The sequence below is a fragment of the Yersinia pekkanenii genome (assembly GCF_001152565.1).
In the GTDB taxonomy this organism is placed as follows: domain Bacteria; phylum Pseudomonadota; class Gammaproteobacteria; order Enterobacterales; family Enterobacteriaceae; genus Yersinia; species Yersinia pekkanenii.
In genome coordinates this window covers 1-17,507 of the sequence record NZ_CQAZ01000022.1, presented here as the reverse complement: position 1 = coordinate 17,507, position 17,507 = coordinate 1, and the positions used below count along the sequence as shown (strand labels likewise).

Below are 17,507 nucleotides of genomic sequence, written 5' to 3'. Positions count from 1 at the left end.
TAACGTTGATTTAACGCCAGTATCTGGCGGTTGCTGGGGAGTCTACCATGATATAATCTGCACCCAGGTTTTCAGCCAATTGATAGTCTTCATAAGAATTTACCCCTATCAGCAAGATTTTTGTGTCATTATTTTTCTTAAAGCAGGCCATAGCCTGTTGATTCCATACCAATTGTGCTCGAGATACCCCTCTACTAAGGGTTAGTTTTTCGACGACTTTTACATCGCGCCTTAATTCGAATGCATGATATTTATCTGAGCTATTGATTAATTTGGCTCCTCTTTTTTTGGCAACTTTACAGTTATTGGCCATAACTGAGTTTGCAAGAATTTTACGGGTCAGATTACGGGGTTCAAATTTATTAATATAGTCAGGTAATGCATCCAGATATCTTTTTTCAGTAGAATAGAATCTTACCCGATCAAAAGAATTAGTCTCGCTTATCAATCGGTCTAGCGTATTTGCCATTGTTAATGGGTCAGTATCCGGTGATTTAATATCAAGAATGAAATTTACTTTGGGATAGGAGGTAATGATCTGTAGCAATGAAGGGATTTTAACGCCTCTCCCACGATAAGTATATTGACCATCAGTATTGAAGTAATAAGCCGCATCTAATAGCCTTAATTCTTCCCATGTATAGGCTGATACTGGCCCAGGCTCACTGGCGTTAGTCAGGCTTTGCAGATCACTGGGGCGATACAGCACCGGAATACCATCTTTACTAAATTGAATGCTTAACCAAATAATATCCGCCTCATTCTTCAGTGCCATATCGATGGCATACCGAGTATTCTCTGGATAATCGGCTGTCCCCGCGCGGTGAGCCACAATTAAAGGCGAAGCTAAGGTAGGAAGGGTAAAAACAAGCGAAAATAATAAAGTAATAAACTTAGTTTTTTTCATCGTTACACCTCTAAGGCTAATATTATAAAATTAATATCCCTCAGCGTTGTAACATATAACTTGGGTATGAAATACACTCAATTAATAAGCAGGGCATTTGGTAATTAATGGAGTAATAGATAATATTAGGTGGTTGCGGGAAATAAATTCAGTGCGACTCAAATAAGAAACGGCAATCTGAATAACAAGTGCTAGGATATCCACCAGAATTGCTACCAATTGCCGTTTTTGATGCAGCAGACCAATTCATCTGCTGACGTAATATGGCGGTGAGGGAGGGGTTCGAACCCTCGATACGCTTACGCGTATACACACTTTCCAGGCGTGCTCCTTCAGCCACTCAGACACCTCACCGTGTTACTACTGCCAACCCCGTAAAATGTTGTTGACCGGCGTAATGTAGGCAAAAGTGTGCTCAGCGTCAACCCTCTTATGTCGGCTTTGTCACTGTTTAGCCAAAGTTACAGCAGTTTGCTGATTTCGTCGGCATTTCTTGCGGGTAGCACTTGCATCTGACCGTTAATCGCGGAAATCTAACAGGCACTTTCGCAAGGAGCTGGCCAATAATGAATATTATTTTTTATCATCCGTTTTTTGAAGCAAAACCCTGGTTGTCTGGTATCCAGTCTCGTTTGCCTTCGGCAAAGATAAGGCAATGGCGACGGGGTGATACGCAACCGGCTGATTATGCTCTTGTCTGGCAGCCTCCGCAGGAAATGCTGGCTAAGCGTGTTGAACTGAAAGGTATCTTTGCATTGGGGGCCGGTGTGGATGCTATTTTAGAGCAGCAGCGCCGCCACCCTGGCACATTACCCACAGGGGTGCCATTAGTCCGGCTGGAAGATACGGGCATGGCTTTGCAAATGCAGGAGTATGTTGTCGCGAATGTATTACGTTATTTCCGCCGAATGGATGAGTATCAGTTGCAACAACAGCAGAAACAGTGGCAGCCATTGGTGCCACATCAGCATGATAAATTCACCATAAGCATTCTCGGTGCCGGTGTATTAGGTAACAGTGTGGCCCGCAAGCTGGCCGAGTTTGGTTTTACTGTACGTTGCTGGAGCCGTACAGCAAAACTCATTGATGGCGTGACCAGTTTTGCGGGGAAAGAAAATTTACCGGTTTGCATACAGGGAACACAATTATTGATTAATCTGCTACCAAATACCCCTGAAACCGCCGGTATCTTGAATCAGTCCCTTTTTTCGCAATTGAATGCTAATGCGTATGTCATCAATATTGCCCGGGGAACACATCTGTTAGAACGGGATTTATTAGCTGCAATGCGTACTGGTAACATTGCCGCCGCCACATTAGATGTGTTTGCTGAAGAGCCATTGCCCTCTATGCATCCTTTCTGGAGCCACCCAAGGATAACTATTACGCCACACATTGCTGCGGTCACTTTGCCTGAGGCTGCAATGGATCAGGTGGTGGCAAATATCCATGCCATAGAGGCGGGTAGGGAGCCTGTCGGGTTGGTCGATATGGCGCGGGGTTACTGATTTAAGGTTTTGCGCCGTTCGATAGGGTACAAGATTGCCAGGCAAGCAAGGGCTTTTAGCACTGCGGATGAGAAGAATTCCTGCTATCATTAGCGGTCTATGCTTTGCCTGCAAAAAAGCTATCCCGCTTCAAAATACTTTGTGGAGTAGTCATGTATCCTGTTGATTTACATATGCATACTGTTGCCAGCACCCATGCTTACAGTACCCTGCACGATTATATCGCCGAAGCTAAGATAAAAAACATTAAGTTGTTTGCTATTACCGACCATGGCCCGGATATGGCCGATGCGCCTCATTATTGGCACTTTATGAATATGCAGGTATGGCCACGCCTGGTTGATGGTGTCGGTATTCTGCGGGGTATTGAAGCTAACATTAAGAATCTGGACGGTGATATCGATTGTACCGGCCCGATGCTTGATGCTGTCGACCTGCTGATTGCTGGTTTCCATGAGCCGGTATTCCCGCCACAAGATAAAGCCGCTAATACTCAGGCGATGATTGCGACCATGGCGCAGGGCAATGTGCATATCATTAGCCACCCTGGCAATCCTAAATATCCCGTTGATATCCAAGCCATTGCTGAAGCTGCCGCAAAATATAATGTGGCGTTGGAATTGAATAACTCGTCCTTTACACATTCGCGGAAGGGCAGTGAATCTAATTGCCGCGCGATTGCTGAAGCTGTTCGCGATGCGGGTGGCTGGTTGGCATTAGGATCTGATTCCCATATTGCCTATTCATTGGGGAATTTCGAGCATTGCGAACGGATCATTGCTGAGGTTAATTTCTCACCGGACCGTATTTTGAATGTCAGCCCACGGCGGTTACTTGATTACCTTGAGCTAAGAGGCCGGCCTGCAATCCCCGAATTAGCGGGTTTATAAACCAATAGGTGACATTGTCACCGCAGGTTATTGACAACGTGCTCACCGCCTAACATCGAGTCATCGGGGGTTGTCAGCCGTCTGAGGTGACGTTGTCACCGTTGTGTTTATGCAGAAATATAAAAAAAACAGGAAGATGTCGATGAATGATTTTTCTTTGGTGTGCCGGGTGCTGGGGTCACTGTTTTATCGCCAGCCCCAAGATCCACTGTTGGACCCCCTTTTTGCGCTGATCAGTCAGGGTAAGTTGGAACAGCATTGGCCACTGGAACAAGGCGAATTATTGACTCGCTTGCAACAGGACTATCAGCCAGAACGGTTGGCCGCTGACTATAATGCCATGTTTGTGGGTGAGGGGCACAGCGTTTCGCCTTATGGTAGCGATTATGATGATGCCCGCCCACAAGCCGAGGTTAGAGCCTTTTTGGAACAACGTGGTATGCCGCTAGGTGAAGGGCCAACAGACCATTTTGGTGGATTATTGCTGGCGGCGTCCTGGCTGGAAGATCAGGCCGCAGAAGATGAAGTTACCGCACAAATCACGCTGTTTAACGACTATTTACTGCCATGGTGTGGCCGTTTTCTCGGTAAAGTAGAAGCTCACGCGACCACCGGGTTTTACCGTACTTTGGCGCAATTGAGTCGTGAAGCGTTGCAAGCGATGTGGGATGAACTCTCCGAGCAAGATAGCGGGGAGGCATGATCCTCCCCGTAGGAATGTTGTACCAATTAGTCAGTCAGTGGGATGACTAATTGGCCGGGTTTAACTTCTAAACCTTTGGCCAGTTTTTTCGCCATGGCTGCTGCTTTACTCTTTTCACCGTCAAGCACATAGGCAGGTTGCTGATCAAAGTATGACTTCAGTGACTGATTCAAATAAGGCGTCAGTGCCTTCATCACCGAATTCATTTTCTCCGGCTTAACCGTATAATCAACTAATTCCATATCTTTTAGGAAGATAGCGCCTTTTTCACGATCAAATGTGGGTTGTGCTTTTAACGTCAGGATCATATCGGCACTTTGTGGCCCGAGGATTGACGTGATATCAACCTTGGCGTTGCCAGTTAATGTCACTTTACCGGGTTCAGCACGGCCAATCTGACTTTGCAATTGTGTCAGGGTAATATGGGCGTCAACCAAACCCGGAATACCAATCTGCTTTTCATAGTTATTATGTTTTTGCAGATAGTCATTAACTTCCTGCTCGCTCAGTGTGTACTGAGTCAGTTGGTTGCAGCCGACTAACGTCGCGGTGATAATCAGCGCGGCAGCGCCCCACAGTAATTTCTTCATTAAAGCCTCATAGCAAATAGGGACTCATTAAACAAAACACACTCGTTGAGTCAAACAAGACAAACTGGCCCAATAGTAACCGGTTAATCTACTGTTTTGTATTATTAACCGTATCTGTTCACCCACGGTTGGGATAGGGCGCAATAGTGCGACAGTGTAGGTCTATTGCCCATCAGATAACCCCGAATAATTTGCTTACTGCCTTACTGCTGGGCATATAAAGGTAAGTTAGTTACCGCTTAGCATGGCAGGTTCAATGCGGCGCTGATTGAATTGCCAGTAAAGCCCGAACAACGTCATTAACCCAATAATACCCAGCAGGAACCAGGGTAACTCCGGCATTGCCAGTGTTCGGCCAGTATCGTACATCCAGCCGCCGCCGGTATAACCTAATGCACCACCCAGTGCCAGCCCGAGGCGGCTAAAGCCCATATAACTGCCACGGGCGCGTGCATCCGCCAGCGAAGCACCTAGGGTTTCACGGGCGGGTTCGGCGATAATGGAACCCATGTAGAAGAAACAAATAAACATAAACAGCGTTTGCAGATGACTAATCAGGCCGATTGGGAACAAACTTAATGTCATGATCAGCAACCCGCACATCAAACGTTGCTCAAGGCTAAAGCGTTTTTCACTCCAACGGGCAATGGGGTAAAGCAAGGTCAGTGAGAGTGCGGCCTCAATGGCGTACATCCATTTTACGGCCGCAGGCGAACCGGCGATTTCATTGACTACGATGGGCAGCATCAGCATTACCTGAACTGATAGCATGTAATAACCGGTCAGCGTCAGTACGTAGGTCACAAAGCGACGGTCACGCAATACCCGCATGAGTCCCTCTTTCATTGGGGTGCGCACGGTAGAGATACGGTAAGCGGGTAGTAACCATAGATTCCAGCCAGCCGCGAGCACAAAGATAACCGCGCCGGTCCAGCAGACAAAATGGAAGTCGTATTGCAGCAGCCAACTTCCTATCAATGCGCCGATCACCGCCCCCGCGCTGTCTTGCATCATTAGCAGGGAGTAAAAACGGCCGCGCTCATGAGGGCGAGTCAGCTTGATAACCAGCGCTGTGCGTGGCGGGTCAAACAGCGTGCCGCCTAAGCCTGACAGAGCACAAGCCAACAAAAGTATCCAAGGTTTATCCGCCATCGCCATAAACGCAAATCCAGCGGCGCGCATCAACATACCGGTGACTATCATGGGCTTGGCACCGAAGCGATCAGCAATCGCGCCACCAAAAATCCCTAATCCCTGCTGGACTAATTGTCTTAAACCTAAGGCAAGGCCCACTAATACCGCAGCCCAACCCAGTTGGTCGACGAATCGGATAGATATAAGCGGGAAGACAACGAAGAAACCCAATACAACTAATAAGTTATCAAGCAATAAGAAATACTTACCCAAGCTTCGAGCTTGCGATACCAAGGCCATGCTTCACCGTCAGAAATTAAATGAGGAGGGAGTAGAAAATATGTTTATAGTTTGTACCCAAATTGATAGAAACGATAGAGGTTAGATTGATAATATTTTTTATCGTCAATGTGTTACCTCATCGACAATTTCATAATAAAATGCCTTTATAGCACCTTAGTGACGTAATTTTATTGTGTTGATGCATGAAAAGGGGGTAAAGATGGCTTTATGCAGTGCCCGTGCAACAATTATGATTGAAACTAAAAGTATTATTGAAACTAAAAGAACGATTGAATCAAAAAGATTGCCGCGAGATTGAGGGCAGCGTACAGCCCAAGGGGAGCAGATGTTCGGCTATCATTCAGCAACACCTAAAATACGTTTGACCACTGATCGTATGTCACTACGGTTGGTTTATGAGCGTGATGCTTATCGTATGGCCGAGTATTACGCTGAAAATCAGGCCTTTCTCAAACCCTGGGAGCCGGTACGTGATCAAAGCCATTGCATGCCCTCCGGTTGGCAGGCGCGTCTGGGTATGATAATGGAGCTGCAAAAACAGGGCAGCGCTTACTATTTTATTTTGTTGGATCCGGAAGAAAAAGAAGTACGCGGTGTGGCTAATTTTAGCAATGTGCTGCGCGGTTCATTCCATGCCTGTTTTCTGGGCTATTCATTAGGTGAACGTTGGCAGGGCCAGGGTTTAATGTTTGAAGCGTTGCAACCGCTGCTGCGTTATATGCAACGGCAGGAACGAATGCACCGTATTATGGCTAATTATATGCCGCATAATCATCGCAGTGGCCGCTTATTGGAGCGTCTTGGATTTGAGCGTGAAGGTTACGCGAAGGATTATTTACTGATTGATGGCCAGTGGCGTGATCACGTGCTGACGGCCTTGACCAACAAAGAATGGACGGCAACTCGCTGAGGTCAGGATGAAACACAGTTTAAATGTACAGGAAGCCAGAGTAATAGGTTGTTTGCTGGAAAAACAAGTGACGACTCCGGAGCAATACCCGATGTCACTTAATGGTGTGACCGTCGCCTGTAATCAGAAAACCAACCGCGAACCGGTGATGGAGTTATCTGAATCGGACGTGCAGCAAACGCTGGATTTTTTGCTAAAGAAACATCATATCCGCACTCAAAGTGGTAACCGGGTCATGAAGTATGAGCATCGTTTTTGCAATTCAGAGTTTGGCAACCTGAAATTCTCCCCTGCAGAATTGGCTGTGATTACCACGTTATTACTGCGTGGCGCACAGACACCGGGTGAGTTACGCACTCGGACTAACCGAATGTACGAGTTTGCTGACGTTGCCGAAACTGAAGAGGTGTTAAATCAACTCTCGTTGCGCGAAGACGGGCCATTTGTGGTGCGTTTGGCTCGTGACGCGGGGAAACGTGAAAGCCGCTTTATGCACCTGTTCAGTGGTGATATTGCGCCTGTTTCGGCAGCAGAGGAAAATGCTGTTGGCGGCACTGGAGGTCTTGAAGCCAGAGTGGCTCAGCTTGAACAGCAGGTTATTGCGCTGACACGTCGCCTGGATGAAGTTTTGCTCCAGTTAGATGATTAATAAGGATTATATGAACAAACAGTCTGTTGGCAAAAAACTGCGCGTGGGGGTTGTTGGCTTGGGTGGCATCGCGCAAAAAGCCTATTTGCCTATTCTGATGCAAGCGCAGAACTGGCAGCTTATTGGCGCGTTTTCACCTAATCAAATCAACGCTCAACCGCTATGCGATAGCTACCGGATGCGCTATTTCTCCTGTTTGGCTAGCCTGGCTGCCGAATGTGATGCTATTTTTGTCCACAGTAGCACTGCCAGCCACTTTCACGTGGTTAGCGAGTTATTGCGGGCGGGGATCCACGTTTATGTCGATAAGCCATTGGCTGAAACGCTGGAACAGTCCGAGCAATTGATAGCGCTGGCCGCCAAACAGCATCTGGCGCTAATGGTGGGGTTCAACCGCCGTTTTGCCCCTTTCTATCAGCAGCTTAAACAACAAATAACTCATCCGGCATCGTTGCGGGTGGAAAAACATCGCCAAAACAGTGTCGGGCCAAATGATGTGCGTTTTACTTTGCTTGATGACTACTTGCATGTGGTAGACACCGCACTATGGCTTGGCGGCGAGGGAGCCAAACTGATGACTGGAGCGGTGCACGCCAATGCCCAGGGGCATATGTTGTATGCCGAACACCTTTTTCAAGCGGGTAATTGCCTGATTACCACCAGTATGCATCGCCACGCTGGGACCCAAAGGGAAAGTGTGCAAGCCGTTAGCACCGGAGCCTGTTACCAGATTACCGATATGCGTCAGTGGCAGCAGGAGTCTGAGGGGCAAGTGATTGGTCTGCCCGCGCCTGCGTGGCAAACCACGTTGGAGCAACGGGGGTTTACCGGTGCGGTACATCATTTTATCGTTGCGGTGAGTAACCAAACGGCACCGCAAGTCTCGGGTGAAGACGCTATTTATGCGCAACGGATGATCGAAGCTATCTTACAACAGCAGGCCGAGGGATAAGCTAACCGTGCCGGGTAGCGTGAACAACAAACCAGGTGCTTCAGTAATTTGTTACACCTTCTGATGGCTATTCATGAGCGGATACGTAAACTGACGGCTGTTTTCAAACAGTTTCAGGGCACCTCACATGTGGTGTACCAACAGACCAGAACCCCATATCAGAAAAACCTATGAATCTACTGAAATCACTGGCAGCCGTCAGTTCCATGACCATGTTTTCCCGCGTATTGGGTTTTGCCCGTGATGCGATTGTGGCGCGGATTTTTGGCGCGGGGATGGCAACGGATGCCTTCTTCGTGGCATTTAAATTGCCTAACTTATTACGACGTATCTTTGCTGAGGGGGCATTTTCTCAGGCTTTTGTCCCTATTTTGGCTGAATATAAAAGTCAGCAAGGTGAGGAAGCAACACGGACTTTCGTGGCTTATGTCTCTGGCCTGTTAACGCTGATACTGGCAGTGGTAACGATATTGGGGATGCTGGCGGCACCTTGGGTGATTTTTATCACTGCGCCCGGTTTTACCGACACGCCGGATAAGTTTGCCTTGACCTCCGCGTTGCTGCGGGTGACTTTCCCTTATATTTTGCTGATTTCGCTGGCCTCGCTGGTGGGAGCGATCCTTAATACCTGGAACCGTTTTTCTATTCCCGCTTTTGCACCGACCTTCTTGAATATCAGTATGATCGGTTTTGCGCTTTTCGCTGCTCCCTACTTTAACCCGCCGGTGATGGCGTTGGCGTGGGCGGTGGTGGTCGGTGGTGTGTTGCAATTGGGTTATCAACTCCCTCATCTGAAAAAGATAGGTATGCTGGTATTGCCGCGGTTATCGCTGCGTGATGCGGGGGTCTGGCGGGTTATGCGCCAAATGGGCCCGGCGATCCTCGGGGTGTCAGTCAGCCAAATCTCTCTGATTATTAATACCATTTTCGCTTCATTTCTGGTCTCAGGTTCAGTTTCCTGGATGTATTACGCAGACCGTCTGATGGAGTTCCCCTCTGGGGTATTGGGGGTGGCGTTAGGTACTATCTTATTACCCTCATTGGCAAAAAGTTTCTCCAGTGGTAATCATGATGAATATTCCAGATTGATGGATTGGGGTCTGCGCTTATGCTTCTTGTTGGCATTACCCAGTGCGGTTGCATTGGGGATTTTAGCTAAGCCGCTGGTGGTATCATTATTCCAGTACGGCCAATTTAGTGCTTTTGATGCTGCGATGACACAACGTGCGCTGGTGGCCTATTCCGTTGGTTTAATGGGCTTGATTGTGGTGAAAGTCCTGGCCCCCGGTTTTTACTCTCGTCAGAACATTAAAACCCCCGTCAAAATTGCGATTGTTACGCTGATATTAACGCAAGTAATGAACCTGATTTTCATCGGGCCACTCAAGCATGCAGGCTTATCATTGTCTATCGGTTTGGGGGCCTGCCTTAATGCCAGCTTGTTATATTGGCAATTACGGAAACAGAAAATTTTCCAACCACAACCGGGTTGGGCAATGTTCCTGACTAAATTGGTCATCGGCGTGGTGGTGATGTCTGTGGTGTTACTGGGGTTATTGTGGGTGATGCCTGACTGGGATGTTGGGGGGATGGCTTATCGCCTGTTACGTTTATCTGCCGTGGTGGTTGCTGGGGTGATTGCCTACTTTGCTTCGTTGGCCTTACTCGGATTCAAGTTGCGGGACTTTGCCCGCAGAACAAGTTGAATTTGGGCAGTAAAAAGGCCCATAGGGCCTTTGTCGCCATTTAAAAATCACATCCGCTCAACAGTTTGAATACCCAAAGTATCCAAACCTTGTTTTAAGGTTTTCGCGGTCAGCATTGCCAGCTTCAAACGGCTTTGGCGGATCTCTTCGCTTTCAGCATTCAGAATCTGGCAATGTTCGTAGAAACTAGAGAATAAACCCGCTAAGTCATACAGATAAGAACACATCACATGCGGTGTTCCTTCTCGAGCCACGGTGGTGATGACCTCTTCAAACTGTAACAAGCGGGTGGCCAGCACCGCTTCGCGGTCTTCCGTTATAACCAATGGTAATGTCAGGCTGCTTTCATCAATACCGGCACGTTTAAACACTGAAATCACGCGGGTATAGGCATATTGCATGTAAGGTGCGGTATTACCATCCAGCGCCAGCATGTTATCCCAGTCGAAGATATAATCAGTGGTGCGGCTTTTGGACAAATCTGCATATTTCACCGCACCAATGCCGACAGCGTCCACCACTTGCTTCAGCTCATCCGCAGGCATATCGGGGTTTTTCTCAGCAATCAGTTTGCCCGCGCGCTCAATTGCCTCATCCAGTAAATCGGAGAGCTTAACGGTACCGCCAGAGCGAGTTTTGAACGGCTTGCCATCTTTGCCCAGCATCATGCCAAACATATGGTGTTCTAACGGCACCGACTCAGGCACATAACCGGCTTTACGCACGATAGCCCAAGCTTGCATCAGATGCTGGTGTTGACGGGTGTCGATGTAATACAGTACGCGGTCTGCGCCCAGGGTTTCATAACGATATTTAGCACACGCGATATCGGTGGTGGTGTAGAGATAGCCGCCATCCTTTTTCTGGATGATGACACCCATTGGCTCACCGTCTTTATTTTTATACTCATCCAGATACACCACGGTTGCGCCGTCGCTTTCCACTGCCAGCCCTTTGGCTTTCAGGTCGGCAACAATTCCTGGCAACATGGCGTTATACAAGCTCTCACCCATCACATCGTCGTTGGTCAGTGTGACATTCAAGCGATCGTAAGCAATCTGGTTTTGCGCCATGGTGATATCCACCAACTTGCGCCACATTTGACGGCAATACTCGTCGCCCCCTTGCAGTTTCACAACATAGGCACGGGCGCGTTGGGCAAACTCTTCATCTTCATCATAGGTTTTCTTGGCTTGCTGATAGAAAAGCTCGAGATCCGATAACCCCATATCGCTGGCATTTTCGTTTTGCATTTTTTCCAGATACGCGATCAGCATACCGAACTGGGTACCCCAGTCACCGACGTGGTTAGCGCGGATAACATGGTGACCTAAGAACTCTAAAGTCCGCACTGCCGCATCACCAATAATGGTCGAGCGCAGGTGGCCTACGTGCATCTGTTTAGCCACGTTAGGGGCAGAGTAGTCAACCACGATAGTTTGTGATTCAACTGGGGCAACGCCCAGTTTCGGCGCGGTCAAGGCAAACTCTACTTTGCTGGCAACCCATTGGCGATCAAGGAAAATATTGATAAAACCGGGGCCGGCAATTTCAACTTTGCTGGCGATACCTGCCAGATCAAGCAGCTCAATGACTTTTTCTGCCAGTTGTCGGGGTTGCATACCAAGTTTTTTGGCAACAGCCATAACGCCATTAGCTTGATAATCGCCAAATTGAGCTTTAGCAGATTGGCGAATCTGAGCTTCGCTACCTGCTGGAGCACCTGCTGCAATCAGCGCCTGGCTGACTTTATCTGAGAGAAGAGCCTGAATATTCACCGGGTTACCTTAATTACGTACAAAAGACACATTAATGATGCACAAAAGGATCTCTGTGCCAGTTAATTCAAATGAGGCCAGAACGGTTTCACCGCAAAAAAAAGGGCTAGCGGCGAAGCGGTTTGGCCGATTGTCAGTCACAAGATGGCAGGATTTATACCATATTTGACCCTCGGCGTCAGCATCAGGTCTACGGTTGCTACAAATAGATTAACCAGTGCAATGGTTAATTATAAATAGCAAAATGGTCAGATTAAATATGGCTGATTAGCGGTAATAACGGTAGATTATGGCCGTTTTAATATCGGAAAGGAGAGCCAGATGCACAGCTTGAAAGATATCGCCGAATTACAGGACTTATTGGCCGACCTGCCGTGTTTTGAGCACAAACTGGTTATATTGGCGGCTAAATTAAATCTGGATTTGACACAATTCAGTGCTGACCATATTTCGTTGCGCTGCCATCAGATTGAAACGGCACAACGTTGGCACCGTGGATTATTGCACGGGGGTGATTTGATGTCCGAGACACAAATTAATGGCCGTTCAATTTGTCTATTCGATTTAGTCCAGCCTTTATCTGTTGGACCATGGCAAATAGATTGTGTGGAGTTGCCGTATCCTGGTCGAACTTATTATCCCCATCAAGGATGGGAGCATATTGAGCTGGTTTTACCCGGCGATCCGCAAACATTAAGGCAACGCGCTCGCGCTCTATTACCGGACACATTACCTAAGGGAATAAGTGAGAAATTCAGTTCACCCCAAGGGCAACATGAACGTTTAGCTAATCCGACATTGGCGGTCAGTGATGGTGAGGTCACGATTAAGTTCCATCCCTATACCTTGCGGCAAATCGTGGCGAGCGAGCGCAATGGCTAACGTAAATGGGTTATTTATTTCTACCCCGACTATCACTTATGGTTATCACTGTGACTGACATCTACTCATAGCGTCAAAATGAGTGCCATAGTGATACTTCAGCATGCATGACCAGATTATATTTTAGCTTAAGGGCGTTATTCGATATTTTATTTATTCAACAGTGGAATTATTGAATTTTCAGGTAGTTTCTATACCCATAATTAACATGGGTATAGATGTTGTCGCAGTTGCGTCTATCAAACGGGGGTGGGAATGACTAAATTGGAAATTTGTTGCTATAGCGTCGATTGCGCACAGATAGCAGAAACGGCAGGAGCCGACCGGATTGAATTATGCTGCGGTCAGTCCGAAGGCGGGTTAACACCCAGTGTTGGCGCATTAATGCAAGCCAGAGAAACCATCACTATCCCGGTGCATCCCATTGTACGACCTCGGGGCGGTGATTTTTGTTACAGCAGTAATGATTTCGCAATTATTAAAAATGATATTGCTCGGATCCGTGATATGGGTTTTGCTGGCGTGGTGGTTGGCTTACTGGATATTGACGGTCATATTGATATGCCACGGATGCGGGAAATTATGTCCATTAGTGGCCCGTTGGCAGTGACTTTTCATCGCGCGTTTGACATGTGTCAGAACCCGATGATTGCCTTGCAGCAGTTGGCAGATCTGAATGTGGCGCGGATTTTAACCTCGGGCCAGCAGCAGAATGCTGAGCTGGGGTTGTCATTGTTGAAATATTTAGTGGCTGCGACCCAAAATCAAGGGCCGATTATCATGGCCGGAGCCGGTGTTCGCTTGACCAATATGCAGAAATTTATTGATATCGGTATCCGCGAACTACACAGTTCTGCGGGGCGCGCTGTGCCATCGACGATGAGATATCGCAAAGCCGGTGTCACCATGTGTGCCGACAGTGATGTTGATGAATTTGCTCATTATTGTGTTGATGGCCGAGTGGTTGAGGCCATGAAAAGTTTGTTGGTGATGGGCAGTCCGTTACCTCAATCAGCTTAATACCTTTGGTATTTGGCGTAACTGCCGCCCCCGGTCGATTAAATCGGGGGCGGTGTTGTTATAGATTACAGGTTATAGATTACAGGTTATAGATCACAGGTTATGACTTATAGATTATGGCTTGCGGGCGATTAATACCGCTCTGAGTGGGGCCGGATAACCTTCGACGGTTTTCGTGGGATCGTGCGGGTCAAGGAACTCGGCTAATGATTCGCTGGTCATCCAATCGGTGCGATGTTGTTCATCGGTGGTGGTCACGGCGATATCGGCAATCCTGACATCGACAAACCCGCACTTCTCCAGCCAGCCTTTCAAGGCCAACGCTGATGGAATGAAATAGACGTTGCGCATCTGAGCGTAGCGATCGCCCGGTACCAACACCTGTTGGCTATCACCTTCAACCACTAATGTCTCAAGCACCAGTTCCCCTTCGTTAACCAACTGATTTTTTAGCTGATAGAGATGATCCAGTGGTGAGCGGCGGTGATACAACACGCCCATTGAAAACACGGTATCAAAGGCTGCCAGCTCCGGCAGTTGTTCAATACCCAGCGGCAGTACATGAGCACGTTGACAACCGCCTAACAGCTTACGAATGGCTTCAAACTGACATAAAAAAAGCTGCATTGGATCAATGCCAACCGCCAGATGAGCCCCTTCACCGACCATGCGCCACAAGTGATAACCACTACCACAGCCAACATCCAGAATGGTACGCCCAGCCAGTGGGCTGATATGCGGTAACACCCGCTGCCACTTCCAGTCGGATCGCCATTCGGTATCAATATCCAGCCCATATAAAGAGAACGGGCCTTTGCGCCATGGCATCAGCGCGCGCAGCATATTTTCCATCCCTTCCCGCTGACCGGCGGAAATAGCGGGGGACATTTCTGCTCGCACCCCCTCGCGTAAATCCAGCGTGGTAGGGGTCAACAGCGGTAAATGCTCGACTGCGTTAAACCACGTTTTAAACTTACCGTGTAATGATTCACGCTGCCAGGCACTGAGTTGAGCGGGCAGGGTATCTAACCATGGGCTTAACGGGCTTTTGGCAATCAGCCGGTAAAAATCGCCAAATTCAATCATTGAGCCTCTCCTGCTTTCAGGGCAATCAGCGAACCAAAATTAAAACACTGGAACCAGACTTCCGCGTGTTCAAAACCGGCTTGATGCAAGCGATTTTTATGGGTTTCAACCGAGTCGGTCAACATAACATTTTCTAGCATGCTGCGTTTCTGACTAATTTCCAGTTCGCTGTAGCCATTGGCGCGCTTAAAATCGAGATGCATATTGAACAGTAATTCACCGATATCGTTATCTGCAAAATTGAACTTCTCGGACAGCACCAAGGCACCACCCGGGCGTAATCCTTGGTATACTTGGTTAAGCAGCCGTTGGCGATCAGCGGGTTGAAGAAATTGCAGTGTGAAATTAAGCACCACCATTGAAGCGTTTTCCAACCGGATATCCAGAATATCCGATTCCACTACCTCGACCGGCGTTGCGGCCCGGAAGGCATCGATATGGCGACGGCAGCGTTCGACCATCGCCGGCGAGTTATCCACGGCAATGATTTTGCAGCCTTCAACCTTAATATTACGGCGCATTGACAGCGTTGCCGCACCCAACGAACAGCCAAGATCATAAATCTGGCTGTTTGGCTGCACAAAACGCTCCGCCAACATGCCTATCATCGAAATAATATTGGAATAGCCGGGGACCGATCGCTGGATCATGTCCGGGAACACTTCAGCGACCTTTTCGTCAAAGGTCCAGTCACCTAACTTGGCAATGGGAGCAGCAAACAGGCTATCACGCTGTGGTTCCGGCGCTGCTGACTGATGGCGTGGCATATCGTTTTGAGATTGAGTGTCGCGATTTGGCATGACGGTCATTGGCATTAACAAGAAATTAAAGGCGCGTATTATAACAGAAAACCAAACAGATTAGCGCGATATCCCCGACAACCTGGAATTGCAGCTAATAACCTTGTGGCTCAAAGGAGCACAAAACGAAGGCCAGCGCTCTGGCGGGGAGATAACATGAAGGCGGTGATAAACCGCCCAAACTAACGGTGTTCCGGCAGTTTAGCGCTTGCAACCGATAAAACGACAACATTGATCAGGTCAAACTGAAAATTTGATCCCAAGGTAAGTAGTAAATATTAGCAATAACCATCAAGACCAAAGAAACATAGGTGGCACTCATCCCAGAGCGACGCCAGCGAATTTCGCGGTGGCGTAAACCATAATAATGCAGCAGGCGGCCGACGATCAGCATTGATCCACAGATATGGAGCATCCACGTCTCAGCACCGTTCATTTCCATCATAATGAGTAAAATGACCGCAATAGGAATATATTCTACCGCGTTGCCATGTACCCGGATGGCGGTTTGTAATTCATAAAAACCACCGTCACCATAAGCGACCCGGTACTGGTTTCTCAATTTAACCACATCAAATGAAAGCTTGATCAATAACAGTGCGCCCAACACGACATAAAGCGAGCTAACCATTTTTAACTCCATTGCCCAAATAGACTGGCTGAATAATGATAACTGTCTGCTGGGTGACTGTCGCTAGAAAAATCGATGGAATATCATTTCTTGAGGTTCAGTTTAGTGTTGGGAAAGATGAGCTTGCAAATGTTGCCGCGCCGCATTGTCTGACGACAGCCCATTGTGTTTAAAACAAGCTATCTTGTTCTGGCCAGTCAGGTGCGGCGGGAAGGGTAGTAATGACGGTGGCCAATTGTTGCCAAATCTTTTGCGCTTGTTGCGGAGAGTCACTGTTATCTGGTGTGTGAATGAATACATAAGGTTGATATTGCTGTTCCCACAGCGGCAACTTTTGTAACCAGGGCGAAAACAAGGCTAAATTATCGTCCAGTTGGTCGCCGCCAATAAATCGCACTAAGGGCTGGTCTCCGGTCACGACAGCATGCACTGGCAGGCGAGGCTTGTTACGTTGTGCATCTCGGACCGCAGCAGTTAAGGGTTTGGCGGCATGAATAGGGCGGCTATCCAGCATCACCCTATTTACCGCCCGTTGATGTAAGCCTTGATTGAGGGCCAGCTCGGCAGCCCCTTTGGCGAAAAATTCCGGATGGCGCACTTCTACGCCATAGTTAAAGTCTGCGGGTAATTTATCAATAAATTGCCATAAGCGGTGCAACTCATTCGGCCCGAACGCCGCAGGTAGCTGTAACCAGAGTTGGCCAATGCGATCGTGCAGTGGTGTAAGGCACTGGTAAAAAGCTTGTAACGCTTGATCACACTCGCGCAAGGCTGCCTGATGGCTGATTGTCGCCGGGAATTTAAAACAAAAGCGGAAGTTTTCAGCGGTCATATCGCGCCATCGCTGTACAATTTCCAGCCGTGGTAATGCGTAGAAGGTCGTATTGCCCTCAACACAATTAAAGTAGCGACTGTAGTCAGCCAAGTCTTTGATCCCCAATCGGTTCCAAGTGGGGTGTTGCCATTGCGGCAGCCCGATATACATATTTTACCCTTCTTACTTGGCGCTACAGCGTTGTTAGCTGCACTCATTCACCCGAATCACTGACTAATGTCAG

Annotated in this window: 17 protein-coding genes and 1 tRNA gene; 9 read left to right on the top strand and 9 right to left on the bottom strand. The window is 48.1% G+C overall.

The genetic code is table 11. From position 1 onward, the window contains the following. Window positions 1-10: 10 nt before the first annotated feature. On the bottom strand, window positions 11-907 hold the full coding sequence (locus AEP37_RS12505; RefSeq protein WP_049613624.1) for a glycerophosphodiester phosphodiesterase family protein: 897 nt from the start codon (window positions 905-907) through the stop codon (window positions 11-13). Window positions 908-1,171: 264 nt separating this feature from the next. Further along, window positions 1,172-1,261: transfer RNA gene (locus tag AEP37_RS12500), tRNA-Ser, on the bottom strand. 212 nt (window positions 1,262-1,473) lie between these two features. Between AEP37_RS12500 and ghrA the strand changes: the two genes are divergently transcribed. The 3 genes from ghrA to AEP37_RS12485 all read left to right on the top strand — a co-directional run bounded on the left by ghrA (window position 1,474) and on the right by AEP37_RS12485 (window position 4,008). Next, window positions 1,474-2,415: a glyoxylate/hydroxypyruvate reductase GhrA gene (ghrA, locus tag AEP37_RS12495; RefSeq protein ID WP_049613623.1), complete on the top strand. Its 942-nt coding sequence runs from the start codon at window positions 1,474-1,476 to the stop codon at window positions 2,413-2,415. Window positions 2,416-2,567: 152 nt separating this feature from the next. After that, window positions 2,568-3,305 carry a phosphatase gene (locus tag AEP37_RS12490; RefSeq protein ID WP_049613622.1) on the top strand — a complete coding sequence of 246 codons (738 nt, stop codon included), beginning with the start codon at window positions 2,568-2,570 and terminating at the stop codon, window positions 3,303-3,305. 142 nt (window positions 3,306-3,447) lie between these two features. Then, a complete protein-coding gene (locus AEP37_RS12485) occupies window positions 3,448-4,008 on the top strand; it encodes a TorD/DmsD family molecular chaperone (RefSeq protein WP_049613621.1) in 561 nt (186 codons plus the stop codon). A gap of 26 nt (window positions 4,009-4,034) precedes the next feature. Here AEP37_RS12485 and AEP37_RS12480 read toward each other — a convergent pair whose 3' ends face one another. Continuing rightward, entirely contained in the window at window positions 4,035-4,598 is a 564-nt protein-coding gene (locus tag AEP37_RS12480) for a lipoprotein (protein ID WP_049613620.1), read from the bottom strand. A 228-nt stretch (window positions 4,599-4,826) separates the two neighbouring features. Further along, window positions 4,827-6,032, bottom strand: coding sequence for a multidrug efflux MFS transporter MdtH (gene mdtH / locus AEP37_RS12475; protein WP_049613619.1), 1,206 nt, complete (start codon window positions 6,030-6,032; stop codon window positions 4,827-4,829). 328 nt (window positions 6,033-6,360) lie between these two features. Between mdtH and rimJ the strand changes: the two genes are divergently transcribed. From rimJ to murJ, 4 genes are all read left to right on the top strand, one after another. Beyond that, the gene (gene rimJ, locus AEP37_RS12470; RefSeq protein ID WP_049613618.1) at window positions 6,361-6,945 is read left to right on the top strand and encodes a ribosomal protein S5-alanine N-acetyltransferase; all 585 of its coding nucleotides are present in this window, start codon (window positions 6,361-6,363) and stop codon (window positions 6,943-6,945) included. A gap of 7 nt (window positions 6,946-6,952) precedes the next feature. Then, window positions 6,953-7,594 (top strand): YceH family protein, encoded by a 642-nt coding sequence (locus tag AEP37_RS12465; protein WP_049613617.1) that lies wholly within the window; start codon window positions 6,953-6,955, stop codon window positions 7,592-7,594. Further along, window positions 7,587-8,546: a Gfo/Idh/MocA family protein gene (locus tag AEP37_RS12460; RefSeq protein WP_049613616.1), complete on the top strand. Its 960-nt coding sequence runs from the start codon at window positions 7,587-7,589 to the stop codon at window positions 8,544-8,546. The genes AEP37_RS12465 and AEP37_RS12460 overlap by 8 nt, the downstream gene beginning before the upstream one ends. Window positions 8,547-8,716: 170 nt before the next feature. After that, window positions 8,717-10,252, top strand: coding sequence for a murein biosynthesis integral membrane protein MurJ (murJ, locus tag AEP37_RS12455; RefSeq protein ID WP_049613615.1), 1,536 nt, complete (start codon window positions 8,717-8,719; stop codon window positions 10,250-10,252). Between the two features lie 47 nt (window positions 10,253-10,299). Here the strand turns inward: murJ and argS are convergent, their stop codons facing one another. Further along, window positions 10,300-12,030 carry an arginine--tRNA ligase gene (gene argS, locus AEP37_RS12450; RefSeq protein WP_049613614.1) on the bottom strand — a complete coding sequence of 577 codons (1,731 nt, stop codon included), beginning with the start codon at window positions 12,028-12,030 and terminating at the stop codon, window positions 10,300-10,302. 321 nt (window positions 12,031-12,351) lie between these two features. On the opposite strand from argS, the gene AEP37_RS12445 reads away from it, so the two are divergent. Together AEP37_RS12445 and cutC are read left to right on the top strand one after the other, a co-directional pair. Then, window positions 12,352-12,912 carry a VOC family protein gene (locus AEP37_RS12445; protein WP_049613613.1) on the top strand — a complete coding sequence of 187 codons (561 nt, stop codon included), beginning with the start codon at window positions 12,352-12,354 and terminating at the stop codon, window positions 12,910-12,912. A 255-nt stretch (window positions 12,913-13,167) separates the two neighbouring features. Further along, a complete protein-coding gene (gene cutC / locus AEP37_RS12440; RefSeq protein ID WP_049613612.1) occupies window positions 13,168-13,932 on the top strand; it encodes a copper homeostasis protein CutC in 765 nt (254 codons plus the stop codon). Between the two features lie 114 nt (window positions 13,933-14,046). Here cutC and cmoB read toward each other — a convergent pair whose 3' ends face one another. The 4 genes from cmoB to AEP37_RS12420 form a co-directional block, all read right to left on the bottom strand. After that, the gene (gene cmoB / locus AEP37_RS12435) at window positions 14,047-15,018 is read right to left on the bottom strand and encodes a tRNA 5-methoxyuridine(34)/uridine 5-oxyacetic acid(34) synthase CmoB (RefSeq protein WP_049613611.1); all 972 of its coding nucleotides are present in this window, start codon (window positions 15,016-15,018) and stop codon (window positions 14,047-14,049) included. Next, on the bottom strand, window positions 15,015-15,818 hold the full coding sequence (gene cmoA, locus AEP37_RS12430; RefSeq protein WP_049613610.1) for a carboxy-S-adenosyl-L-methionine synthase CmoA: 804 nt from the start codon (window positions 15,816-15,818) through the stop codon (window positions 15,015-15,017). The genes cmoB and cmoA overlap by 4 nt, the downstream gene beginning before the upstream one ends. Window positions 15,819-16,053: 235 nt before the next feature. Continuing rightward, window positions 16,054-16,449, bottom strand: coding sequence for an MAPEG family protein (locus AEP37_RS12425; RefSeq protein WP_049613609.1), 396 nt, complete (start codon window positions 16,447-16,449; stop codon window positions 16,054-16,056). A 169-nt stretch (window positions 16,450-16,618) separates the two neighbouring features. Then, complete coding sequence (locus tag AEP37_RS12420) at window positions 16,619-17,434, bottom strand: DUF72 domain-containing protein (RefSeq protein WP_049613608.1); 816 nt, start codon at window positions 17,432-17,434, stop codon at window positions 16,619-16,621. Window positions 17,435-17,507 lie beyond the last annotated feature (73 nt).